The sequence below is a fragment of the [Clostridium] citroniae WAL-17108 genome (assembly GCF_000233455.1).
GTDB classification, from domain to species: Bacteria; Bacillota; Clostridia; order Lachnospirales; family Lachnospiraceae; genus Enterocloster; species Enterocloster citroniae.
On record NZ_JH376420.1, the window covers coordinates 258,125 to 275,596 of the forward strand.

General features: G+C 44.8%; 19 protein-coding genes and 1 pseudogene. 3 read left to right on the top strand and 17 right to left on the bottom strand.

Annotated features, from left to right (window positions below):
* Positions 1-3: 3 nt before the first annotated feature.
* The 13 genes from HMPREF9469_RS01165 to HMPREF9469_RS01220 form a co-directional block, all read right to left on the bottom strand.
* On the bottom strand, positions 4-1,827 hold the full coding sequence (locus tag HMPREF9469_RS01165; RefSeq protein ID WP_007858323.1) for a hypothetical protein: 1,824 nt from the start codon (positions 1,825-1,827) through the stop codon (positions 4-6).
* A gap of 10 nt (positions 1,828-1,837) precedes the next feature.
* A complete protein-coding gene (gene recD2 / locus HMPREF9469_RS01170; protein ID WP_007858324.1) occupies positions 1,838-4,066 on the bottom strand; it encodes an SF1B family DNA helicase RecD2 in 2,229 nt (742 codons plus the stop codon).
* 19 nt (positions 4,067-4,085) lie between these two features.
* Complete coding sequence (locus HMPREF9469_RS01175) at positions 4,086-4,667, bottom strand: hypothetical protein (protein WP_007858325.1); 582 nt, start codon at positions 4,665-4,667, stop codon at positions 4,086-4,088.
* Positions 4,668-4,752: 85 nt separating this feature from the next.
* Positions 4,753-5,367, bottom strand: coding sequence for a single-stranded DNA-binding protein (locus tag HMPREF9469_RS01180; RefSeq protein WP_007858326.1), 615 nt, complete (start codon positions 5,365-5,367; stop codon positions 4,753-4,755).
* Between the two features lie 174 nt (positions 5,368-5,541).
* On the bottom strand, positions 5,542-5,949 hold the full coding sequence (locus HMPREF9469_RS01185; protein WP_007858327.1) for a hypothetical protein: 408 nt from the start codon (positions 5,947-5,949) through the stop codon (positions 5,542-5,544).
* Positions 5,950-5,978: 29 nt separating this feature from the next.
* Entirely contained in the window at positions 5,979-6,212 is a 234-nt protein-coding gene (locus HMPREF9469_RS01190; RefSeq protein ID WP_007858328.1) for a hypothetical protein, read from the bottom strand.
* A 24-nt stretch (positions 6,213-6,236) separates the two neighbouring features.
* The gene (locus HMPREF9469_RS01195) at positions 6,237-7,535 is read right to left on the bottom strand and encodes a hypothetical protein (protein ID WP_007858329.1); all 1,299 of its coding nucleotides are present in this window, start codon (positions 7,533-7,535) and stop codon (positions 6,237-6,239) included.
* A complete protein-coding gene (locus HMPREF9469_RS30460) occupies positions 7,516-8,619 on the bottom strand; it encodes an ERF family protein (RefSeq protein ID WP_050814425.1) in 1,104 nt (367 codons plus the stop codon). Before HMPREF9469_RS30460 ends, HMPREF9469_RS01195 begins: the two co-directional genes overlap by 20 nt.
* Before the next feature lie 21 nt (positions 8,620-8,640).
* A complete protein-coding gene (locus tag HMPREF9469_RS01205; protein ID WP_007858331.1) occupies positions 8,641-9,027 on the bottom strand; it encodes a hypothetical protein in 387 nt (128 codons plus the stop codon).
* A 14-nt stretch (positions 9,028-9,041) separates the two neighbouring features.
* Positions 9,042-10,067, bottom strand: a complete 1,026-nt coding sequence (locus HMPREF9469_RS01210; protein WP_007858332.1) for a YqaJ viral recombinase family nuclease — start codon at positions 10,065-10,067, stop codon at positions 9,042-9,044.
* 64 nt (positions 10,068-10,131) lie between these two features.
* Positions 10,132-11,259, bottom strand: coding sequence for a hypothetical protein (locus HMPREF9469_RS01215; RefSeq protein WP_007858334.1), 1,128 nt, complete (start codon positions 11,257-11,259; stop codon positions 10,132-10,134).
* Between the two features lie 13 nt (positions 11,260-11,272).
* A complete protein-coding gene (locus tag HMPREF9469_RS33285; RefSeq protein WP_265583583.1) occupies positions 11,273-11,407 on the bottom strand; it encodes a hypothetical protein in 135 nt (44 codons plus the stop codon).
* Positions 11,408-11,437: 30 nt separating this feature from the next.
* A complete protein-coding gene (locus tag HMPREF9469_RS01220; RefSeq protein ID WP_007858339.1) occupies positions 11,438-12,379 on the bottom strand; it encodes a DUF5688 family protein in 942 nt (313 codons plus the stop codon).
* A 586-nt stretch (positions 12,380-12,965) separates the two neighbouring features.
* On the opposite strand from HMPREF9469_RS01220, the gene HMPREF9469_RS01225 reads away from it, so the two are divergent.
* From HMPREF9469_RS01225 to HMPREF9469_RS01235, 3 genes are read left to right on the top strand one after another with little or no spacing between them, the layout of a single operon-like run.
* Positions 12,966-13,145, top strand: coding sequence for a hypothetical protein (locus tag HMPREF9469_RS01225; protein ID WP_040414842.1), 180 nt, complete (start codon positions 12,966-12,968; stop codon positions 13,143-13,145).
* A 23-nt stretch (positions 13,146-13,168) separates the two neighbouring features.
* The gene (locus HMPREF9469_RS01230; protein ID WP_007858341.1) at positions 13,169-13,738 is read left to right on the top strand and encodes a hypothetical protein; all 570 of its coding nucleotides are present in this window, start codon (positions 13,169-13,171) and stop codon (positions 13,736-13,738) included.
* A gap of 11 nt (positions 13,739-13,749) precedes the next feature.
* Positions 13,750-14,376 carry an AbiU2 domain-containing protein gene (locus tag HMPREF9469_RS01235; protein WP_007858343.1) on the top strand — a complete coding sequence of 209 codons (627 nt, stop codon included), beginning with the start codon at positions 13,750-13,752 and terminating at the stop codon, positions 14,374-14,376.
* 44 nt (positions 14,377-14,420) lie between these two features.
* On the opposite strand, the pseudogene HMPREF9469_RS01240 reads toward HMPREF9469_RS01235, so the two are convergent.
* The 4 genes and pseudogenes from HMPREF9469_RS01240 to HMPREF9469_RS01260 form a co-directional block, all read right to left on the bottom strand.
* Positions 14,421-15,671: pseudogene (locus HMPREF9469_RS01240) on the bottom strand (IS256 family transposase).
* A gap of 348 nt (positions 15,672-16,019) precedes the next feature.
* The gene (locus HMPREF9469_RS01250) at positions 16,020-16,427 is read right to left on the bottom strand and encodes a YxeA family protein (RefSeq protein ID WP_117634928.1); all 408 of its coding nucleotides are present in this window, start codon (positions 16,425-16,427) and stop codon (positions 16,020-16,022) included.
* The gene (locus HMPREF9469_RS01255; protein ID WP_007858351.1) at positions 16,411-16,941 is read right to left on the bottom strand and encodes a hypothetical protein; all 531 of its coding nucleotides are present in this window, start codon (positions 16,939-16,941) and stop codon (positions 16,411-16,413) included. The genes HMPREF9469_RS01250 and HMPREF9469_RS01255 overlap by 17 nt, the downstream gene beginning before the upstream one ends.
* Before the next feature lie 17 nt (positions 16,942-16,958).
* Positions 16,959-17,423: a zinc-finger-containing protein gene (locus HMPREF9469_RS01260; protein ID WP_007858352.1), complete on the bottom strand. Its 465-nt coding sequence runs from the start codon at positions 17,421-17,423 to the stop codon at positions 16,959-16,961.
* Between the last annotated feature and the right edge of the window lie 49 nt (positions 17,424-17,472).

The following is a 17,472-nucleotide window of genomic DNA, read 5'->3' on the forward strand; positions in this document are numbered from 1 at the left end:
GATCTATGCCGCTTTCACTGACGGCTCTTCTGTAAAACGTGTGAGTATCTGCGTCTTGTATATTTCCTCCCTCTCTTCTTCCTCTGGAGCGGCTTTTGCCACAATTGTGCGCAGTGCAGCTTTCCGGACATCCTTCTGCACCAGATAAGCCCATACCCAGTCCTCATACTCCCGGTATCCGCACACGCCTCCGGTAATCATTTCCGTCCTGCAATGCTTCTGGACCGCACAGACTGCATCGGCCATTTTCTTTAGCATTCCCGGTTCCAGTACCGTAACCTTTTTCTGAATCCGGTAAACCATCTCCTCCGAAGTCAGCGGATCGGAATATAAGATCATCCGCATTCTGGATAGTACCGACTCATTGAATCCTTTACACCCCCGGTACCCCATGTTGGTTGTCAAAAGAATGACCGTTTCCGGATTCCGCCTCACAACCTCCCCACTGGTAAGGGTAATAGACGCGCCATCATCTAAAAGACCATTTAACCGTACCAGCGTTCCTGGCTTTGTAATGACGGAAGGTTCCTGGATTTCTATAATGGAAGGTCTACGGCAGCCTGTCACAATACTGGACTCCACCATGATATAATCCTTTCCCCCCTGTCCGCTCTGATAACCTTTCTGATAAATGCGGGACAGAATCTCCTGGAAGGCCGTCTCTTTGTCGATCTCCTCCTCGTAAATCCCAGTTACCCGTTCCAGGGCGGAAGCCGGATCCATCATCATATCTTCATAGGTAGGAAACGCTGCCGTTTCTTCCGCCTTGTTTCCACCAATATTGGGAATCATAGAAGATACCAAGTCTACCTCGTCCGTACCTTCGCCGCACGTAAAAGAATAATAAGGCAGCCCCAGCATTTGAGCCACCATTCTGGCATTAGTTGTTTTACCGGTACCTGATTCTCCGGCACTCATAAACACCCGCATAGGGGTGTTTAAAACAGCCTCCAGAATGTCTGAAACTTCCTCCGGAACGTCATAATTTTCCGGCAACTTGGGGACCAGATTCCTTTCCTCCTCCGTCAGCAAGAAGTTCCGCCTGTACTTATTTTTCAAATCCGCTATCGTGCGTCCTGTCTTCCTGGCAGAGCTTTTCAGCACCTGGAATATTCCAAAACTGGTCTCTGTCGGCGCATAATAACCGCTCCCCAAACGGGCCTGAGTAATAATCGGCACATTTCCCAGAGAAACACAACTGTTGTCAAACGGAATTCCGTCAACTCCCAGACTATCACTGTTTTCAATTCTCCGGTAAAGGTTGTCACACAGAAGAAATGCCTGCGTCATGACCTTTTCCGGATTGGGAAAGCCTTTTTTTCGTTCTTCACTGAATCGTTCAAAGGCCGCAGCAAATTCCACGTCATGCAACATTCCCTGCTTTAGACTCGCATAAGCAAACAGCATCAGAATTTCTTTTCCACTTCCTCCTTTATCACTAATGACAGGAAGTGATGAGAGTACCGTTCCGTTCTTCATCATCCCTTTACACCTGCCATCGATAGGATCATAGAGTATTATCCGTGTCTCTCTGATAGTTCCCACAGTCCGCGCGCATTCCATGCAGTACCACTTTACCCTACCATTTTCACTCTGCAGACCAAATGCTCCTGTCACAGCTCCGTCTATAATTTCAGATACTGCGATTAATGCACGCAAGGTAGGGGCATGCAGCGTTGCACGTTTCCCCCTGGACATATGGTTATGCTTTGATATACTCCCTGGCTCCATTGAGGTTTTTTTACCGGCTTTTGCCACTTCACTTGCAAAAGGCTCCGGGAGCGGACGGTTAAACGTCCAGGTTTCAAAAAATTTTGTGTGTCCCATTCTTCTCCTCCTATGCCGCCAATTTTCCTGGCTCATATCCTCTTAACTGTGCTTCACTGCGCAGACGCGCCGCCAGCATGGTGTTCCTCTTTCCAATATCATTATTACCAATCGCAATCGCCAAATCTGCCTTGGAACCCACCAGATATACTTTGGCTTTCGCCCTAGTGATTCCCGTATAATACACATTTCTCTTTAACATAGGATAAAAGCACCTAAGCACCGGCAGAATCACAACCGGGTATTCTCCTCCCTGGCTCTTATGAATGCTGATTGCATATGCGTGCTCCAGGATTGACAGTTCCTCTTCCTCATATTCTTTTGATATTTCACCAAAATCTACCGTCATTGTTCTGCTTCCGTTCCTATTTCTCATAATTTTCGTGACTCGTCCTATATCGCCATTGGATATATCGTCTACGTTCTTTGTCTGCATGACTTTGTCTCCCACTCGGAAAACAGCACCGACCGCCTTCCACTCCTCTTTGTCAAGTGCCGGCGGGTTTATGATTTCTTGAAGCCGGCGATTTAAGGCAATCACCCCCGCTTCCGTGTTGACTCGCAGTGGTGTCAACACCTGAACCATATCCGGATTATCTTCATGAAGCTTCAACTCTTCCTGGCAAATTTCTCCAATCCGTTTTGCCGCCTCTTCATCGCTTCCGACCATATGGAACTGGAAATCATCTCCATATAATAGTTTTTTCTGGTTCTTATTTATCCGCTCCGCATTGAGGATAATCCTGGACTCTTTTGCCTGTCGGAAAAATACATCCAACACAGTCACTGGGATAATTCCTGAATCAATCAGTTCCTTAAACACATTTCCCGGTCCTACGGAAGGAAGCTGATCCACATCCCCTACCAGCACCAATCTGGCACCGCTTTTCACGCGGGAAAACAGAATACTGGCCAGCCACATATCCATCATGGTGCACTCATCCACAATGATTAAGTCTTCCTCCAACAGTTCATCCTCGTACAAATCATCTTCACTGTCCACAGTCAGATACAGTGCCTTGTGAATCGTCATCGCTGGCGCGCCTGTACTGTCGGAAAGGTTTTTTCTGGCTCTTCCTGTAGGGGCGCACAGCAGGACGGAATCCTGCTGCCTCAACCGCTCGTATATATTAAGTATCACCTTCAGAACTGTCGTTTTCCCCTTTCCTGGTCCTCCTGTAATAATGGACACTGGCGACTGGAATACCATTCTGGCCGCATCTTTTTGCTTTTGAGCAAGTATAATTCCCGATTCTGCCTGTGCCTCTTCCAACTCTTTCTCAATATCAAGGCACGTGCCCTGTGTTTTTAAAAGCCTCACGATGTGATAGGCCGCCGTTTTTTCCGCTTCCCTGTTCATTTTCAGAAAAACCGAGGTGCCGTCCGCTTCCAGTATTTTGTCCTTCAGTACCAGTTCATTTCCTGCCCTGATAATGTCATTGCGACTGACTGCTTCCGGCTGGAATCCTTTTGTCAAAAGCAAATGTGCTTTATCAATGATTTGCCTGCTTTCCAGATAAAGGTGCCCGTCTCCCTCCGCTTCCTTTAGGACATATTGGATTGCGGCCTTAATACGCATTGGGTCATCTGGTAAGAATCCCTGGCTGGCACGGGCAACAGGATCAACGGTGAGAAACCCGAATCCGCTGATTTCACACAGACGGTAGGGAGACTCTTTCACAATCTCCACTGCCTCGTATCCAAAATACTGCCAGATTTTTTCTGCTTTCTTTGGAGTAACCTTAAACGGCGCCAGCACTACCATAAGCTGACGTATTTCCTCACTGTTTCTGTAGGATTCCAGGATTGTTTCCAGCTTCTGCTGTGTAATCCCCTTGATAGACAGCAGCCTGTCGGGTTCCGTCTCTAACACATGAAACGTATCTTCTCCAAACTTCTCCACAATTGCCCTCGCTGTAACCAGTCCAATACCTTTTACTAAGCCAGAGGATAAATAACCTATAATTCCCTCTTTGCTCTTTGGCAATATCACTTGGAATTGCTCTACCTGAAGCTGCATTCCATACCTGGCCGATATCTCCCATCTGCCGTCTAACTGGATTTCCGCATCTTCCAGGCAAGGCAGTTCCGTTCCTACCGCAGTGAATACAACCTCTGTCCCGTAATCCATTTTTATCCCTGCCTCTGGAACCTGGCTTAATTCTCCAGACCGGTAAGTTGCAACCGTATAGCCATTTGATGGATTTACATACTGCCTGTGTTCAAACTTACATATCATTTTGTCTGCCCCTTTCTGCTTATTCCTCTGCCCAGGCAATATAGAGATATTTTCCCTGATCCACTGCGTTCAGTCCCTCGTTTCTCAGCAGTTTTGCAATCATAGCCGCACTTGTTCCCGGATAATCGTGAAAGATACCAGCGCGCCGGTAACCTCTGTCTGAACGGAAATTGCAGATTCCATCCTTCCGAATCCAACATTCATAGATTCCTCTGCTATGCAGGGAGGCAATGATACGATTCAGCTGGTTTTTCCCTTTGCTGCTGTACCAAATAGCCACGGCATCTTCCCGTTCGGCTGGTATGTTATCAGCTCTTTCTTCTGGTGCGGGAGACTCGTCCTCTGCCTCATCTCCACTCCCTGTCTCACCCGTATACTCATCCGCAGCCGTATCTTCCCTTTGCTTATCTTGCTTTGCGGTCACCAGGCGGATTCTCCAGCCCTTTTCCACTACCAGATGGTAAAGCAGGAATGGAATCGCAAAGGACGCGGCACTGATAATCGCCGCCAGAATCATAGGTGCCGCCAGCTGTATCAGAACGCTACCGGCTGTACAGCCCAAAAATATGACTGCAATCTTCTTTATTTTATTAATATCCATCTTCATTCTCCTCTCAATCAGGAAGGGGCTGCCGGAACATATCTCATCCTGGCAGCCCTCCATAACATGTTATTCATTGTGTTGGTTAGTTAAATGGATTGTTCGCATCCTCCACGCTTTCCGGCATATTGCTAAACCGGTTACCAGTCCTTCTTGTGCTGGAAGTGCGACCCGCTGAGCTTCTTCCCGCCGCTGTCCTACTTGGAGCAGTCCCCTGCTGGTTCGGCGCGGACGCTCTGGCTGAAGAACTCTTTCCCTCATTGTTCCCTGTGGCAGATGTCTTTGACGGAGAAGCTGTTCCTCCCGTTTTTCCTGATGCCTGCGCATTCTGTGTGGGAGGTGCCTGAACATCTTCTGGCAAATCCTCCTCGTCTCTCTTGCCATCGGCAAAATCAATATGATTTGCCTGCAGCTCCACACCATATACCTTTTCTCCGGCCTTATTCGTGTAGTTATTATTTTTCATGCTTCCACTTACCAAAACCCGGATTCCGCAATACAGGTATTTTTCTGCAAATTCTGCTTTCTTGTCAAAGGCCACACACGGAAAAAAATCCGCCTCCGACTCCCCATCCTTCTTTTTCCACCGATCAACCGCCAGCGTAAACCGGGCTATCGGTATCTGATCCGCTCCCGATGAATACCTGATTTCCGGATCTCTTGTCAGCCTTCCTAAAAACGTGCATTGATTCAGTCCCATTCTTTTCCTCCTCGTTATGAACACTTGACGCCTGTCTTATAGGCGCTTACGTGCGATACATGTCATCTCCACTTGGTGAGGTCTTCCACGAACCTAGTGGAGTGGCTCGTACTTCCAGTTGTTAAACTGAAACAAAATTTTAAGTTTCTCTATTTCCAAATTTCTGCTGCCTGTTCAGGATACAGTTTTGAAAATACTTCTTGATAGCGCCTTACCCCCATCATCGTTTAAGGGTGCCTCTAAAGATGCCTCCGACCACAGAATTGCTTCTTCCTCCAGCACATGATACGGTCCTGTGCGGAAGTCTCCAAAATTCCAATGGGGTACTGATGGCTTTACAATTTCCTGCAGTTCCGCTTTGGTAGACGCCGTTATAATCATCCGGCTTTTCTTTTCCATGATTGAGAGAACAAGAAAAAATGCGAAATAGTCCTCTGCGTATCCGGTTACAGTCTGCCTTACGCTTATAAGCGCCTGCAGAGACGCCTGCTTTAGAGGATTCATTTTCCTTTGATCTGCCAAAATCACTTCCCTTGCGTGTCGGTAAACCGCTTCTATCAGCAGATTTTCTGTGAAATACATTCTATTGTTTTACCTCCGACTTTCTATTATTAACTGCCGGAAACTGTGGTATAAAACGCAGACCAGGTGTATGCCGCATGACCTACCATGCTTACATCAACACAAATCCCTTGGATATAGGTACACAGTTCTTTCAGTTCATCATATGTCATTGCATTTAAACGCCCCTCCGGCTCCACGACAAAACGATAGCAGCCGTTATTCCTGTCTGCACCTATCAGACGAAACTGCAGCTTCTTAAAATAGTCCTCGTATTTCTGCATATTCTTTCTTCCTCCCGTCTCTTCTTATTCATATCCATTCCGAATCAAGCCCCGTTCAAGACTTATGTTCTTTTTACAGGCCCACCAGTAATCATCAATCCCTTTCTGTTTTCCGGCCCAGATTCCCTCTGGAGTCATGTCCCATGTTTTGCGGACACAGCGCAGCGCCAGTTCATCACAGATCTCGTACAGGTGACCGCAACCGTCTCTAATCTGCTCCCGTTTGTTCTGCTTTCTTTCACAGTCAGCACCGTCTCCGCCAGGTGAATACCGGGCGCAGCATGAACAGACAGAGGATTTATAATCTCCAAAGCACCGGATATCCAAGTATTTGTCCATATCGTAATATTCCTGAACCTCTTCCAGACCGTTCTGCTTTAAAGTCATCAAAGCTTTCCTTAGTTCCTTATACTGGCTCACTCCCGGCGTCCCAAGAAAACTATATCCGGACAGAGAGTGGGCAATGGTTGCTTTCAATATCCCCTCTGTTACCCGAATCGTCTTGTCCCAGGGATTTCCCAAAAAAGTAACTGGACTCCTGCTTCCTGTCCCACGGTTCCGGTTGGTGCTGCTAAGCCATAGATACTTGCGGTCATTCAGTGGCTCGTCCATACGAATCTGAAACCCGGCAATTTCTCCGCCCAGGCTATAAGCCGGGCACAAAATCCCCCGGTTCGCCCGGTAAAACGCAATATCCCAGTTCCTCCTGTCATTAAAAAAGAATCCTGGAACACCAGCAAGGGAATATCCCTCCTTAATCAGTTTTCTTGCCAGGTTCTCTGTCCCGTAGGCCGGTGTGCTGCAGAACTGATACACTTCTATCTGTTCCTTTGTCAGTCCCCGCTCCATCAGCTTCTTTCTGTGGAGGTCGGATAGCGCCAGCAGTTCCAAGAGCCTACGGTACACGCTGTCCCGCTGCCTGAGGCTGACGGGTTCCTCCTCTTTCCCGTTTATTTTACCGGAATAGCCCTGCTGGTTCTTTTCTCCCTCTCCCCTGTTTACTGCTTCCAGGATTTCACGATATGCGATTTTATACCGGTTCTGACCATAGATTCCTTTCAAATCAGCGTACAGTGTCAGCATATTTCCCTGCTGTCCGCAGCAATATCCGTGGTAAGTATTCGACGGCTCATTATCCTTCATGATACGGAAATTCATTTTGCCCTGTGTATCTCCGCAAAAGGGACAAACAACACCAAAGGAGTTACCGTCCGACAGCTTTTGAATCCCAAGCAAATCAGCTACATCCGATATATTAAACTTTGGCTCGTATGTATAAATGGCCGGCTCCTTTCTCCCAAGGCTATGCTGCCTTTGCTGCATTTAAGAGCAGTTTTGCTCCTTCCCGGAGCTCCTGCCTCCGCCCGCGGTATCCTTCCGCATACCAAATCAGTGCGTTGATTCCTTCCTCTCCCATCTGTGCCAGGCTTCCCAGGGTATGCTCACTGTATGTCCCAGGAGTACATTTAATCTGCATTGCTTCCTCAATGGTCATTCCGCTCCCGGTTTCCAACTCTTCTTTGGCGCTTTCCGGAAGCTGTACCATAGTTCCGCTTTCCGGCTTGATATGAGAACTAACCGGTGGGGTCAGCTGTTTAGGTGAATCCGCCGTCTGTTTTAGTGACTCCTCTTTCTGGCCCCTCCCCTGTGCCGACTGCCTCTTCTCTGCTGCCCCAAGCTTTCCAGCCGCTTCTGTTTTTTTCTGCGGACATGCCTCCGGTTCCTGGCTTCTGAACGGCTTTGTGGAATCTTCCGCTGCTTTCTTCTCCGCTCTTGGTTTATCAATTAGCTTTGACTCCGGCGGTTCTAATTCCGACATATCTGTCGAGTCTGCTTCCGGTGCTTCTAATTCTGAAATATCTGACGATTCTGTCTCATCAGACGAAAACTGCGTATCCAAATTAGGGCGTCCATTTCTTTCCGCTTCCGTTTCAGGTGTTTTTAATCCCCTCATATCCGGGTCTTCCCCGCCTTGATCAATACAGAATTTATTCAGCAGATAGTATTTCAGTGCATAAGTCCAGGCACTTCCCTTTGCTTTATCCGGAAACTCATGGGAGCCGATTGCATGGATTACTACTGTATCAGCCTCCTGCGCCTCCTCCGCATTAATCCATCGAAGCGTCAAGTCCGCCTCGTACATCCACATCTGACATTGAGGAACATACTGGACAAACAACGGATTTCCCTGTTCGTCTTTCCTGGTTGCCGATTCTGATATGACCTCCAGATTCACCTGATAGTCATTCATGGCCGGTGCCAAATGCCGGTACACATCATCAATCTTGACAAAATCATAACTCACCTCTTCGCTGTAAGCCTTCTTCACCAGCGCAGGTATCCTCTTTCGGATTTGCACCACTTTCTGCTGTAAGGATAACTGCTTTGTTTCTCCTCGTTTTTCCATTGTCATGGTATCTCCTTCCTGCTACTTTGCATGTGCTTCATATTTTTTCAGCAGCTGCCTTACCTGTTCCCTGATTTCCATGGACAGCTTTCTGATTTCCTCTAAATCTCCATTTTGGTATAATGCAGCTCTGAATTTTTCTTTTATCTCCGGGCGGTTCATGACAAGACCTATCTCATCAAACATTTTTTCTTTTTCTGCAGCCAAGACATAAGCTCCCATTCCAGAGCAGATGAGGTCCCGGATGTATTGATTTCCAAGAACTTCAATTTCCTTTAATAGCGACTTAACTGCTCTCTGCACCGGATTTCTTTTTTCTAAGGCTGCTTTTTTTCTCCTCTGCCTCCCTAAGTTCCGCCAGGCAGCTTTTAGCTGCAGTTCTATAAAAATCCGCTCACCTTTTGTCACTCTTTGCTCCTTCCTCACCCTGCCTTTGCTGGTTTAATGTAAAAACTATAGGATACATTCGTTTTCGCATACTCCTGGCAGATATCCGGATGCAGAAGACGCAGCGCCTCCATTCCCTGCTTATTAATGGACGTGACAGACCTCTTTGTATATCCGGCCTGGTATGTTGTACCATCTACCACAAGCAACCCTCTCTCTGCGCCTTTTAAGGCTTCCTGAATCGGCGCATAAGTCAGCTTTATCTGTTCATCCAACCGTTTGGACTGCTGATCCAGCTCAGACTTTTTCTCCTTCAATTTCAGAAAAGCCGCTACATTTTCGGACAGCTGCTCAGGAAGTTCAATCTGCTGCTTCTCACGGATTTCCAAACGTTCCCGGATGCTTTTCAACACCAAATCGGCTGATTCCGTGTATGCCGGCGGCTTCCCCATCTGGACACAGTGATTCCAGAAATAGGCTTCCTGCTCAATCAGCTCCTCTTCCTGATCCAAATCACGATCCAGTCTGCGCTCAATGAACGTGTCCTCACTGTTCCCATGCAGACATAGAAAAATCACTCCCTGCACATTGGTCACGGCCATATAATGACGCCCCTGAAGTTCGTAATGGCGGGGAATTTTTCCATCCTCCCACTGGTCCATATGGTAGGAAAAGCTGGTTTTACACTCAATAATGTAGATTCCACCCTCTATTTCCACAAAAAAATCTACATTTGCCATCATAAACGGATATAATGGGTGGCGAAACATTTTGCGCACCGCATACGGCTTCAAGCCTGTCCGCTTCATGAATATCTGCACCACCAGTTCCTCCAGACGCTTTCCAATCTCCTTGGCAACCCAGCCGTCCTCCGGCGGAGAAAGATGATTTAACTTTTCCTCATACAAATCCCTGGCTGTCTTCCAGGGGGAAATTCCACAGACCGCAGCAGCATCGCTTCCGCCAATGCCAAAAGTGCGGTATCGCCTCCATTCTTTTTCAGTCAGTTCCGTTATGTCCTCCACGACCACTTCTGGCTCATAATTCAAATTCAGGCTCAAATCCTGCTCCTTTCCGGCAGAGGGAACCTATAACTTCCCTCCGCCACTTTTCATTCCTACTATGTTAATAGCTGACTACTCCAGGTATATCGTAATCGTGCATCCGGTAAGCCAGGATTCTGGATACCATTTCCTCCAAATCCAACAGCCCTTTGACGCTCATCCCTCGGCTCTGGGCTAAAAAGATACACTCGCAGATTCCACAGTATACTTCATAACCACTGCAGCCTCCGCCCATATGTCCCGCTTTAAACTGTTCCACAGTCTGGGCCGTCAGCTGCTTGCCAATTCCAACACGGTTCATAAGCCCTGCCATCACATTCGCGGGATAATTGATATACACACGGAACAATTTTCCCAATCCTTCTACAGTCTCCCTATGTCTTGCGAATATCTGGGCTACATTTCCTGCAAAGGCTTCAATCGTTGCCGCTCCGCTGTGTTCCAACTTTAAGGCATTTCCCAGTACTAATGGTCGTTTCTCCGGTCCCTCCAGCAGAGAACAGAATATATTGGCCCCACTGGCGGCAACATCCGAGGAATCAACCCGGATAACCGCTGAGATTTCAGACGGCACCGGCTGTCCATACTGCAATAACAGTTCCCGATAACAGTCCAACAGCTCCCTGTCCCTGATTTCCCAGGACGCGGTGGTCAGCAGATGGCTGAAATAGCCTTTAGAAAACTGCACTCTGTCGTATGTCTCCCGCATATATAATGCCGCCACCTCAAACAGCTCCGGCATGGAAAGAACCGCATAATCGCTCTTATCGCCTCCGTGAACCGCACGTACCTTACCTTCATGTATCCGGATAAGTGCCTGCCCTTTCGTCACCTGCAGACAGTCATTGATAACCCTGGCAAATTTCGCCCGTTCCAGATCCTGAAGCGCATTACCGGAGACTCTTGCCCTGTTTTCCAGTGTCCTAATTGTGGTGGAACCCACCGGATAATAGATTTCTCCAACTTTTAGAAGCAGGTCCGCATTGGCATACGTGTCCTTCAGAATTTCCAGTTTGTCATCCTGATCCGGAATCATCTCACATAATTCCGGATTCTCCTCTGCGGAAAAAACCTTAAGCGTATTGGTGGGGTAATTCTGCCACTGTGCATTTACTTCCACCTGATCGAGAAATTGCATGAATGTCTCTTGGTTCACAAAACTTGCCGAAAAATCATCTCTAAACTTCATGATTTCCTCCCGTTTAGTTTCTGAAAGCAACTGATATGATATGACCATCAGCCAAGGTGAATTCAAAGCCATCTTCGTTCAGTTCCATTAGTTCCTGTAAGGTAATCCTGTCTCTGCCCGTGTTCTCCCATCTCTCTTCTCTCATCATTCGTCTCCATCCTTTCTTAAATTTAAAATTTTATGAAGTCAGGTTCTCCACCCGGTTCTTCCCTTTTCTAATGAATTGAATCGCTTTGTCCGCACGGCTATACCGGTAGGCACTGCTGAAAAAAGTCCAATCTCCCAACCCGCGCATACTTTCCATGCTGGAACTGAGTTCCATCCATTCATTCAGCGTCCAGCTGTTATTCTGGTACGGAAACAGCAGTGTTTCAAAAGAGCTGGTGACAAAAATCACCACATCATCCTGCCAGGCTTCGGCAATCTGTTCCAGAATACCATCATAGAATATACAGCCAGCTCCGTACTGTTTGCTTAAGCTGGTCAATACCAATAACCGCCGCCTTCCAAACAACGACATTCCAAACAATAATTTTTTCAGCCTGTCCTGTTCCAAAATATCAGTATCCAGCTGACCGTCTGTCTCCAGCACTCCGATAGCAGGAGGATAAAGAAGCGGCGTATTCACATTTGCTACTTTCAAAAGCTCCTCCTTATCAATCCCCCACTGCTTCATGTCATCATTGTTGATTACGCGGCGGTAGCTCTCCGATCCCTTGTGAAGATGCAGTTCATAAATAGTAACCAGATCAAAAAACTCCTCATATGGGATATGCAAAAGTGCCTCCTCATTTCCAGCACGCTTCTCCAGCACATAAACTACCATGTGCTTTACCTGGTCAAAGCTCTCACTTAGAAGAGGGGCACCCTGAAGATCGTCCCGTCTGCGGCGGTACTCCGCCTCCAGTCTTTCTGCCGTTTTTTTAATGTTATCTTCCCGGTATGACCACTCCGCCTCTTCGTAACATGCTAAGTTGAGTACAATACCGGTCACATCCCCTTCTTTCTGAATTTCGATGACATCTTCCTTTTCTCTGGTTGTTAGCTCCAGATGATACCTTGATCCAAGACGCTCGTGCAATTCCTCCGCCACCTTTCTTACCCATGCTTCTTTGTCCATTTCTCTCTCCTTTCTTATTTTCAGGCAAAAAAATAAGACACCAGAAATTTCTCAAAATTTCTAATGTCTTACTGACACAGGCGTTACCGCCTGATTTACCCATATGATAGGCATAAAGCCTTAAACTTAACTCCCGGTCAAGACCGGAACAAACACTGCGGTATGGCCTGTAACGGCGCATATAAATCAATGTCACATATATTTTAACACCATATATAGTGTTTGTCAATTTCTATATTCCATATATAGTATTGATGGTGATTTTAATAATGTCTGTGATTTGTTTGTTACTTTACTATTGTTTTCAAGAGACTACACAGGTAACAGTCTAGCAGGGATATAACCCACAACCATAATTATGTCTAAATTGAACAGGCAGCCAAAGATAACACCGGCAAATAAAAGTGGATTTTTAGGTTCAAGCAATACAATCCATCACTTATGTTGTATTTACAAATCATTGAAATGCAGAGTTTCCCCTCTAATTGCCCACCTCCATATACCTCCGCTTTTATGGACTTTATAAAGTTGTTATGTTACAATGAAGTCATTGGCAAATCGGAATTGTGCAGAGGTAAGAAACCCTATGAATAAAGAAAATGTAAAGCAATCAACTGTAGATATCTTTTGTGAAAAAAAAGAATTGGAAAAATCTTGCTTGGATAATGCAATTAGCAAAGTTCCTTGGCTCCAAAAATTCAAATTAATAGAAGATGAATTACAAGAAAGACCAGATTTTATATTAGAAAGAAAAAAAATTTTATAGGAATAGAACATTTTCATATTGATATGTTATATGTAGATAAAAAGAAACATACTGGTTTAGCTCGATATACTTATAATGATTTGAAAACTTTATATAAAAAATATCATGTAAAAGCAGAAAAAAATAACTTTGAGTCACAAGATGCAAAAGATGCTACTTTAGAATTAGAAAAAATTTTCAATGAACTCATAGATATTCAAAATAAGTTTGACTATAATTTCTTTATAAAAGAGTGGGATAGAATTTTTACTAAGCATTACATTAGAAGATATGAATATAGGGAAGATAAAAACTTAGATAAGCTTGGTTTTTTAATTGAAATAAGAAAATATTTTAAGTTTCCTTATATGTGTACGACAAATAATACTACTATCAGATTAGATTCTAATAATATACCTATAACTAAAGATATTGCCGAATATCTGAATAAATTCGGCGATGGAGTAGATTTCTTTATAATAGTTGTGAAAGGACTATTTGACGATTCTGTAAGCGTAGAATTTTTTGATAAAGATAAACCTCCAAGAGCAAAATTTGATAATTTTGAATTTAGAAAAATACCTGGAAAATTTCGATTTAACGTTGAAAAATAATGGAGCTGATGATGAACCAAAAAGAAGAAATGACCAAAAATCTATTAGAAGAACTTGATGATTATTTTATGCAATTAGTTTATTTGAAAGATTTACTTAGTGTACAGGAAGATATAAATCACTCTACAAAAAAGTTACAATGTTCTCCAAATTTCACATTAATTGTAGAATGTGCATTATCAGATAGTTATATGCTTGTTCTTATGAAACTATATGACAAATCACAAAAGGCTAAAACAATTCAAAACCTAATAAGGAAATGCAAAAAAAACATTGTCTTGTTTCCTTCAAAAAATGATACCTTAGCAAAATTGGATGAATATGAAACTAGAATTCTTAAGGATGTATTTATCTCACATGCAATTAAAACGCTCATGAGCAGACGGGATTCTTATTATGCTCATAATGATAAGAAATATTTTGGTAAAAATTTAGTAAATGACACATCAAATTTTAAAATGTATCATATTGAAATTTTGGTATCTTTTACAGAAGAGGTGTTGGATTATCTTTTTTCACAATTATCAACTGAAAAAAGTAGAAGAAATATAAAATATAACCACGATTTAAATAATTTGTTTAGGGTTTGTCAAGTAAAGTGTGTAAATTTTTTTGTTTTTTATCGGCGGTCAATTTGACCGCCGATTTTGCTGATTAAAGGGTAGTTCTCTTCTGTGTACAATCAGTAATTCTCATATTTCATGATTCGGGCCTGGACTTTGTCATCCATGGAAAGCTGGTTCCGCACCATTGCCCAGTTAGATACAGGGCGGCCATTCCATTTTTTATACAGTTCTGTGATGCGCAGATACAACGCTTTCATAACGCTATTTTCGTTCGGAAAGGACCCTTTCTTCGTTACTTTACGGAAACTTGAATTGACCGACTCTATGGCATTTGTCGTGTACATCACCTTGCGGACTGCACTTCCATAATTGAATAGCTGTTCCACGTAATCCCAGTTCCTGACCCATACTTCCACTGCTCCTGGGTATTGGCTCCACGCCTGCCTGAAGCGCTCAAACTCTGCCTGCGCCGCTTTCAGGCTGGCTGCACCATATACTTTTCTTATCTGGCCTGTATAGGCCTTATACTCCTTGGATGGTATGTATTTAATTGAATTGCGGATCAGATGGACGATACACCGTTGCACGACTACATCTTTAAAGATGGATTTTGCGCCTTCTTCCAGACCCGATACCCCGTCCATGCTGATGAAAAGGATGTCCTCTACCCCTCGCGCCTTGATTTCATCAAAAATCTGCATCCAGTAATGCTTCCCTTCTGATTCTCCAATCCAGATGCCCAGGATGTCCTTGATTCCATTGACATCATATCCAAGGACTACATAAACAGCACAGCTCTTGGTTTCTGTCTCTTTACGGATGGATACGTACAGACAATCCACGAAAACGAACGTGTAGAACTTCTTCAACGGCCGGTTCTGCCATTCGTCCGCCGTTTCTATTACCCTGTCTGTGATGGTTGAAACCGCCTCATGGGAAATCTCAAAACCATAGATATCCTCTATGGTGTCGGCAATATCCCGCTGGCTCATTCCTCTCGCGTACATGGCCAGCACTTTATCCTCAATGCCACTGACATCACGTGTGCGCTTAGGGATTGCCTGTGGTTCGAAGGTGGATTCACGGTCTCTTGGTACGTCCACCGGAATATCCCCGTAAGTTGTCTTTACATTCTTGTGGATGTAGCCATTACGTCAGTTCTCTGTATCCTTATAGCCGTGGTTATGCGCCTCATAGCCCAGATGGGTATCTATCTCGCCCTGAAGCATTGCTTCAAACATAGGGCCGAAGATGTCCTTCAAGGCATCCTGCATTTCCTCCGCAGTTTTTGGCTGATATTCATCAATGATTGCTTTTGCAATCGCCATGCTGGTATTGCTGCGTTTGTTCTTTTTCCTTGGTGCCATAAGTGCTGTACTCATTTATCCTTTCATCCTTTCCTTTAGTGTACCGCACTTTATAATATAAATAAAGTGCGTAAGTTTGGTTACCGGTAACTTACACACTTTATTTTACACTCTCTTTGTTTAAGCATGCTTAGGCTCGTTTGTGTTTTGGACTGTTTGTTTGATAGATTCCAATTTGCGAAGGAGGGTGTGCAACGCCCCCCAACCCAAGACGACGCCATGCCCCCGCCAGGACATAGCGCCGTTTTGTTGGCAACAACCCGTTTTCATTGTTTGCAAAGCAGCAAATCAAACTTCTCGACACAATATCGCAAACTAAAATCATAGACTTCCTGCGAAATGATGCCTCTAAATCCCCTGCTCCTCTATCCCCAAAATCGCCTCTTTTTTAAAGTATATCCTGTAATGCCTCCCTTTCCGTATATTACTCTGCTCGGAAATAAAAACAGTTTTTTCTTCCCCCTGCTGGTTTCTAACCGTAATCTCCCAATGCTTTTTTTGTATTCCACAAATCCGAATCCGGACCACTTCTCCCTCAACCACCTCGTATTTCCTGTCATAAATAATCAGTAACAAATCAAAAAAACGAATCCCCAGACATATGCTGCATAAGCAGGACAGCTTTAGGAATCCGTCTCCCAGTTGGTACTCCATAAAAATGCCGACCGCCATGACACAGGCAATCATGCTGGCGGCCGTCCATAATCTCGTTTTCAGTACCTCCGGAATGACAGGCTGATTATTCTGTATACTCATATACTGTCGCAGTCTGTAAAACACGTTCTTTAAGTACCTCATATATCGTTTCAATCTCCTCCTCGGAATACCCAAACCGACTGATATGCATCGTTCTCCTTTTATCCTGACTCCCCTTTATTACACTTTCTCCTGGCTGTAGAATTCTGATATAAAATCCACTTCCCGCCTTATCCTTAATTAATAGCTCTATTTCTTTATAATAAATCCGACAGGACTCATATTGGTTGTCTTTATATGGCTGAACCGCTGCAAAACTATCACTTCGTATCTCCAAAAAGCAGCCAGTCAGCGGCATAATCCGTTGTTTCAACCAAAGGAAACCTCCTCCACTGACCCCCATACCAGCTAAACTAGATATAATTGCCCCTAGCCCTATTACTTGTGAATTTGGGTTAGCCAGTAAGAAAAAACTCAAAGAAGCTATAAATCCCATAATAAGAATCACTATCAACAGATGATCTTTTAAATCCATCCTACGGTACATGGCTTCCTCTGATGGTTCCAATCGCATTTACGCTCACTCCTCCCTCATGCCGCTCGTTTCTCATGGTTCGCCTTCCAGTTATCCAGTACCTGTTCACACTCCAGAATTGTCTGCTCACAAAGATAATCAGAAAAATATCCAATATGGGTTTCTTCGTATGGCAGATTTAAACGGCTGGACAGCCAGACATACACTCCGTCCCGGCTCATACAGCCGGCTCTGACCAGGGTATCCATAGCCCTGTGCGCCCTGATTCTCTTATTCCTAAGTTCTGAATCCGCCAGAGTCCCTTTAGGTTTCCGGCTTCCTTCATGAACCCCCACATAGGTCCCACATTCAGGATAACCGCTGCATACATACAAAAAGCTTCCGGCTGATATGGTATTGTCCCCATAAACATATTCTGCGGGGCGCAGCACCGAACGTCTGCCGCAGTAAGGGCAGATGGGTGGTTTCGGTATATTGTTTTTTCTGTCTTTTATCCGCACAATCTTTTTTCTGTTCTTCATTCTTCCGGTCTCCTCTCCTCTTTCCTGTCTGTATAATCATTGTAGAAAA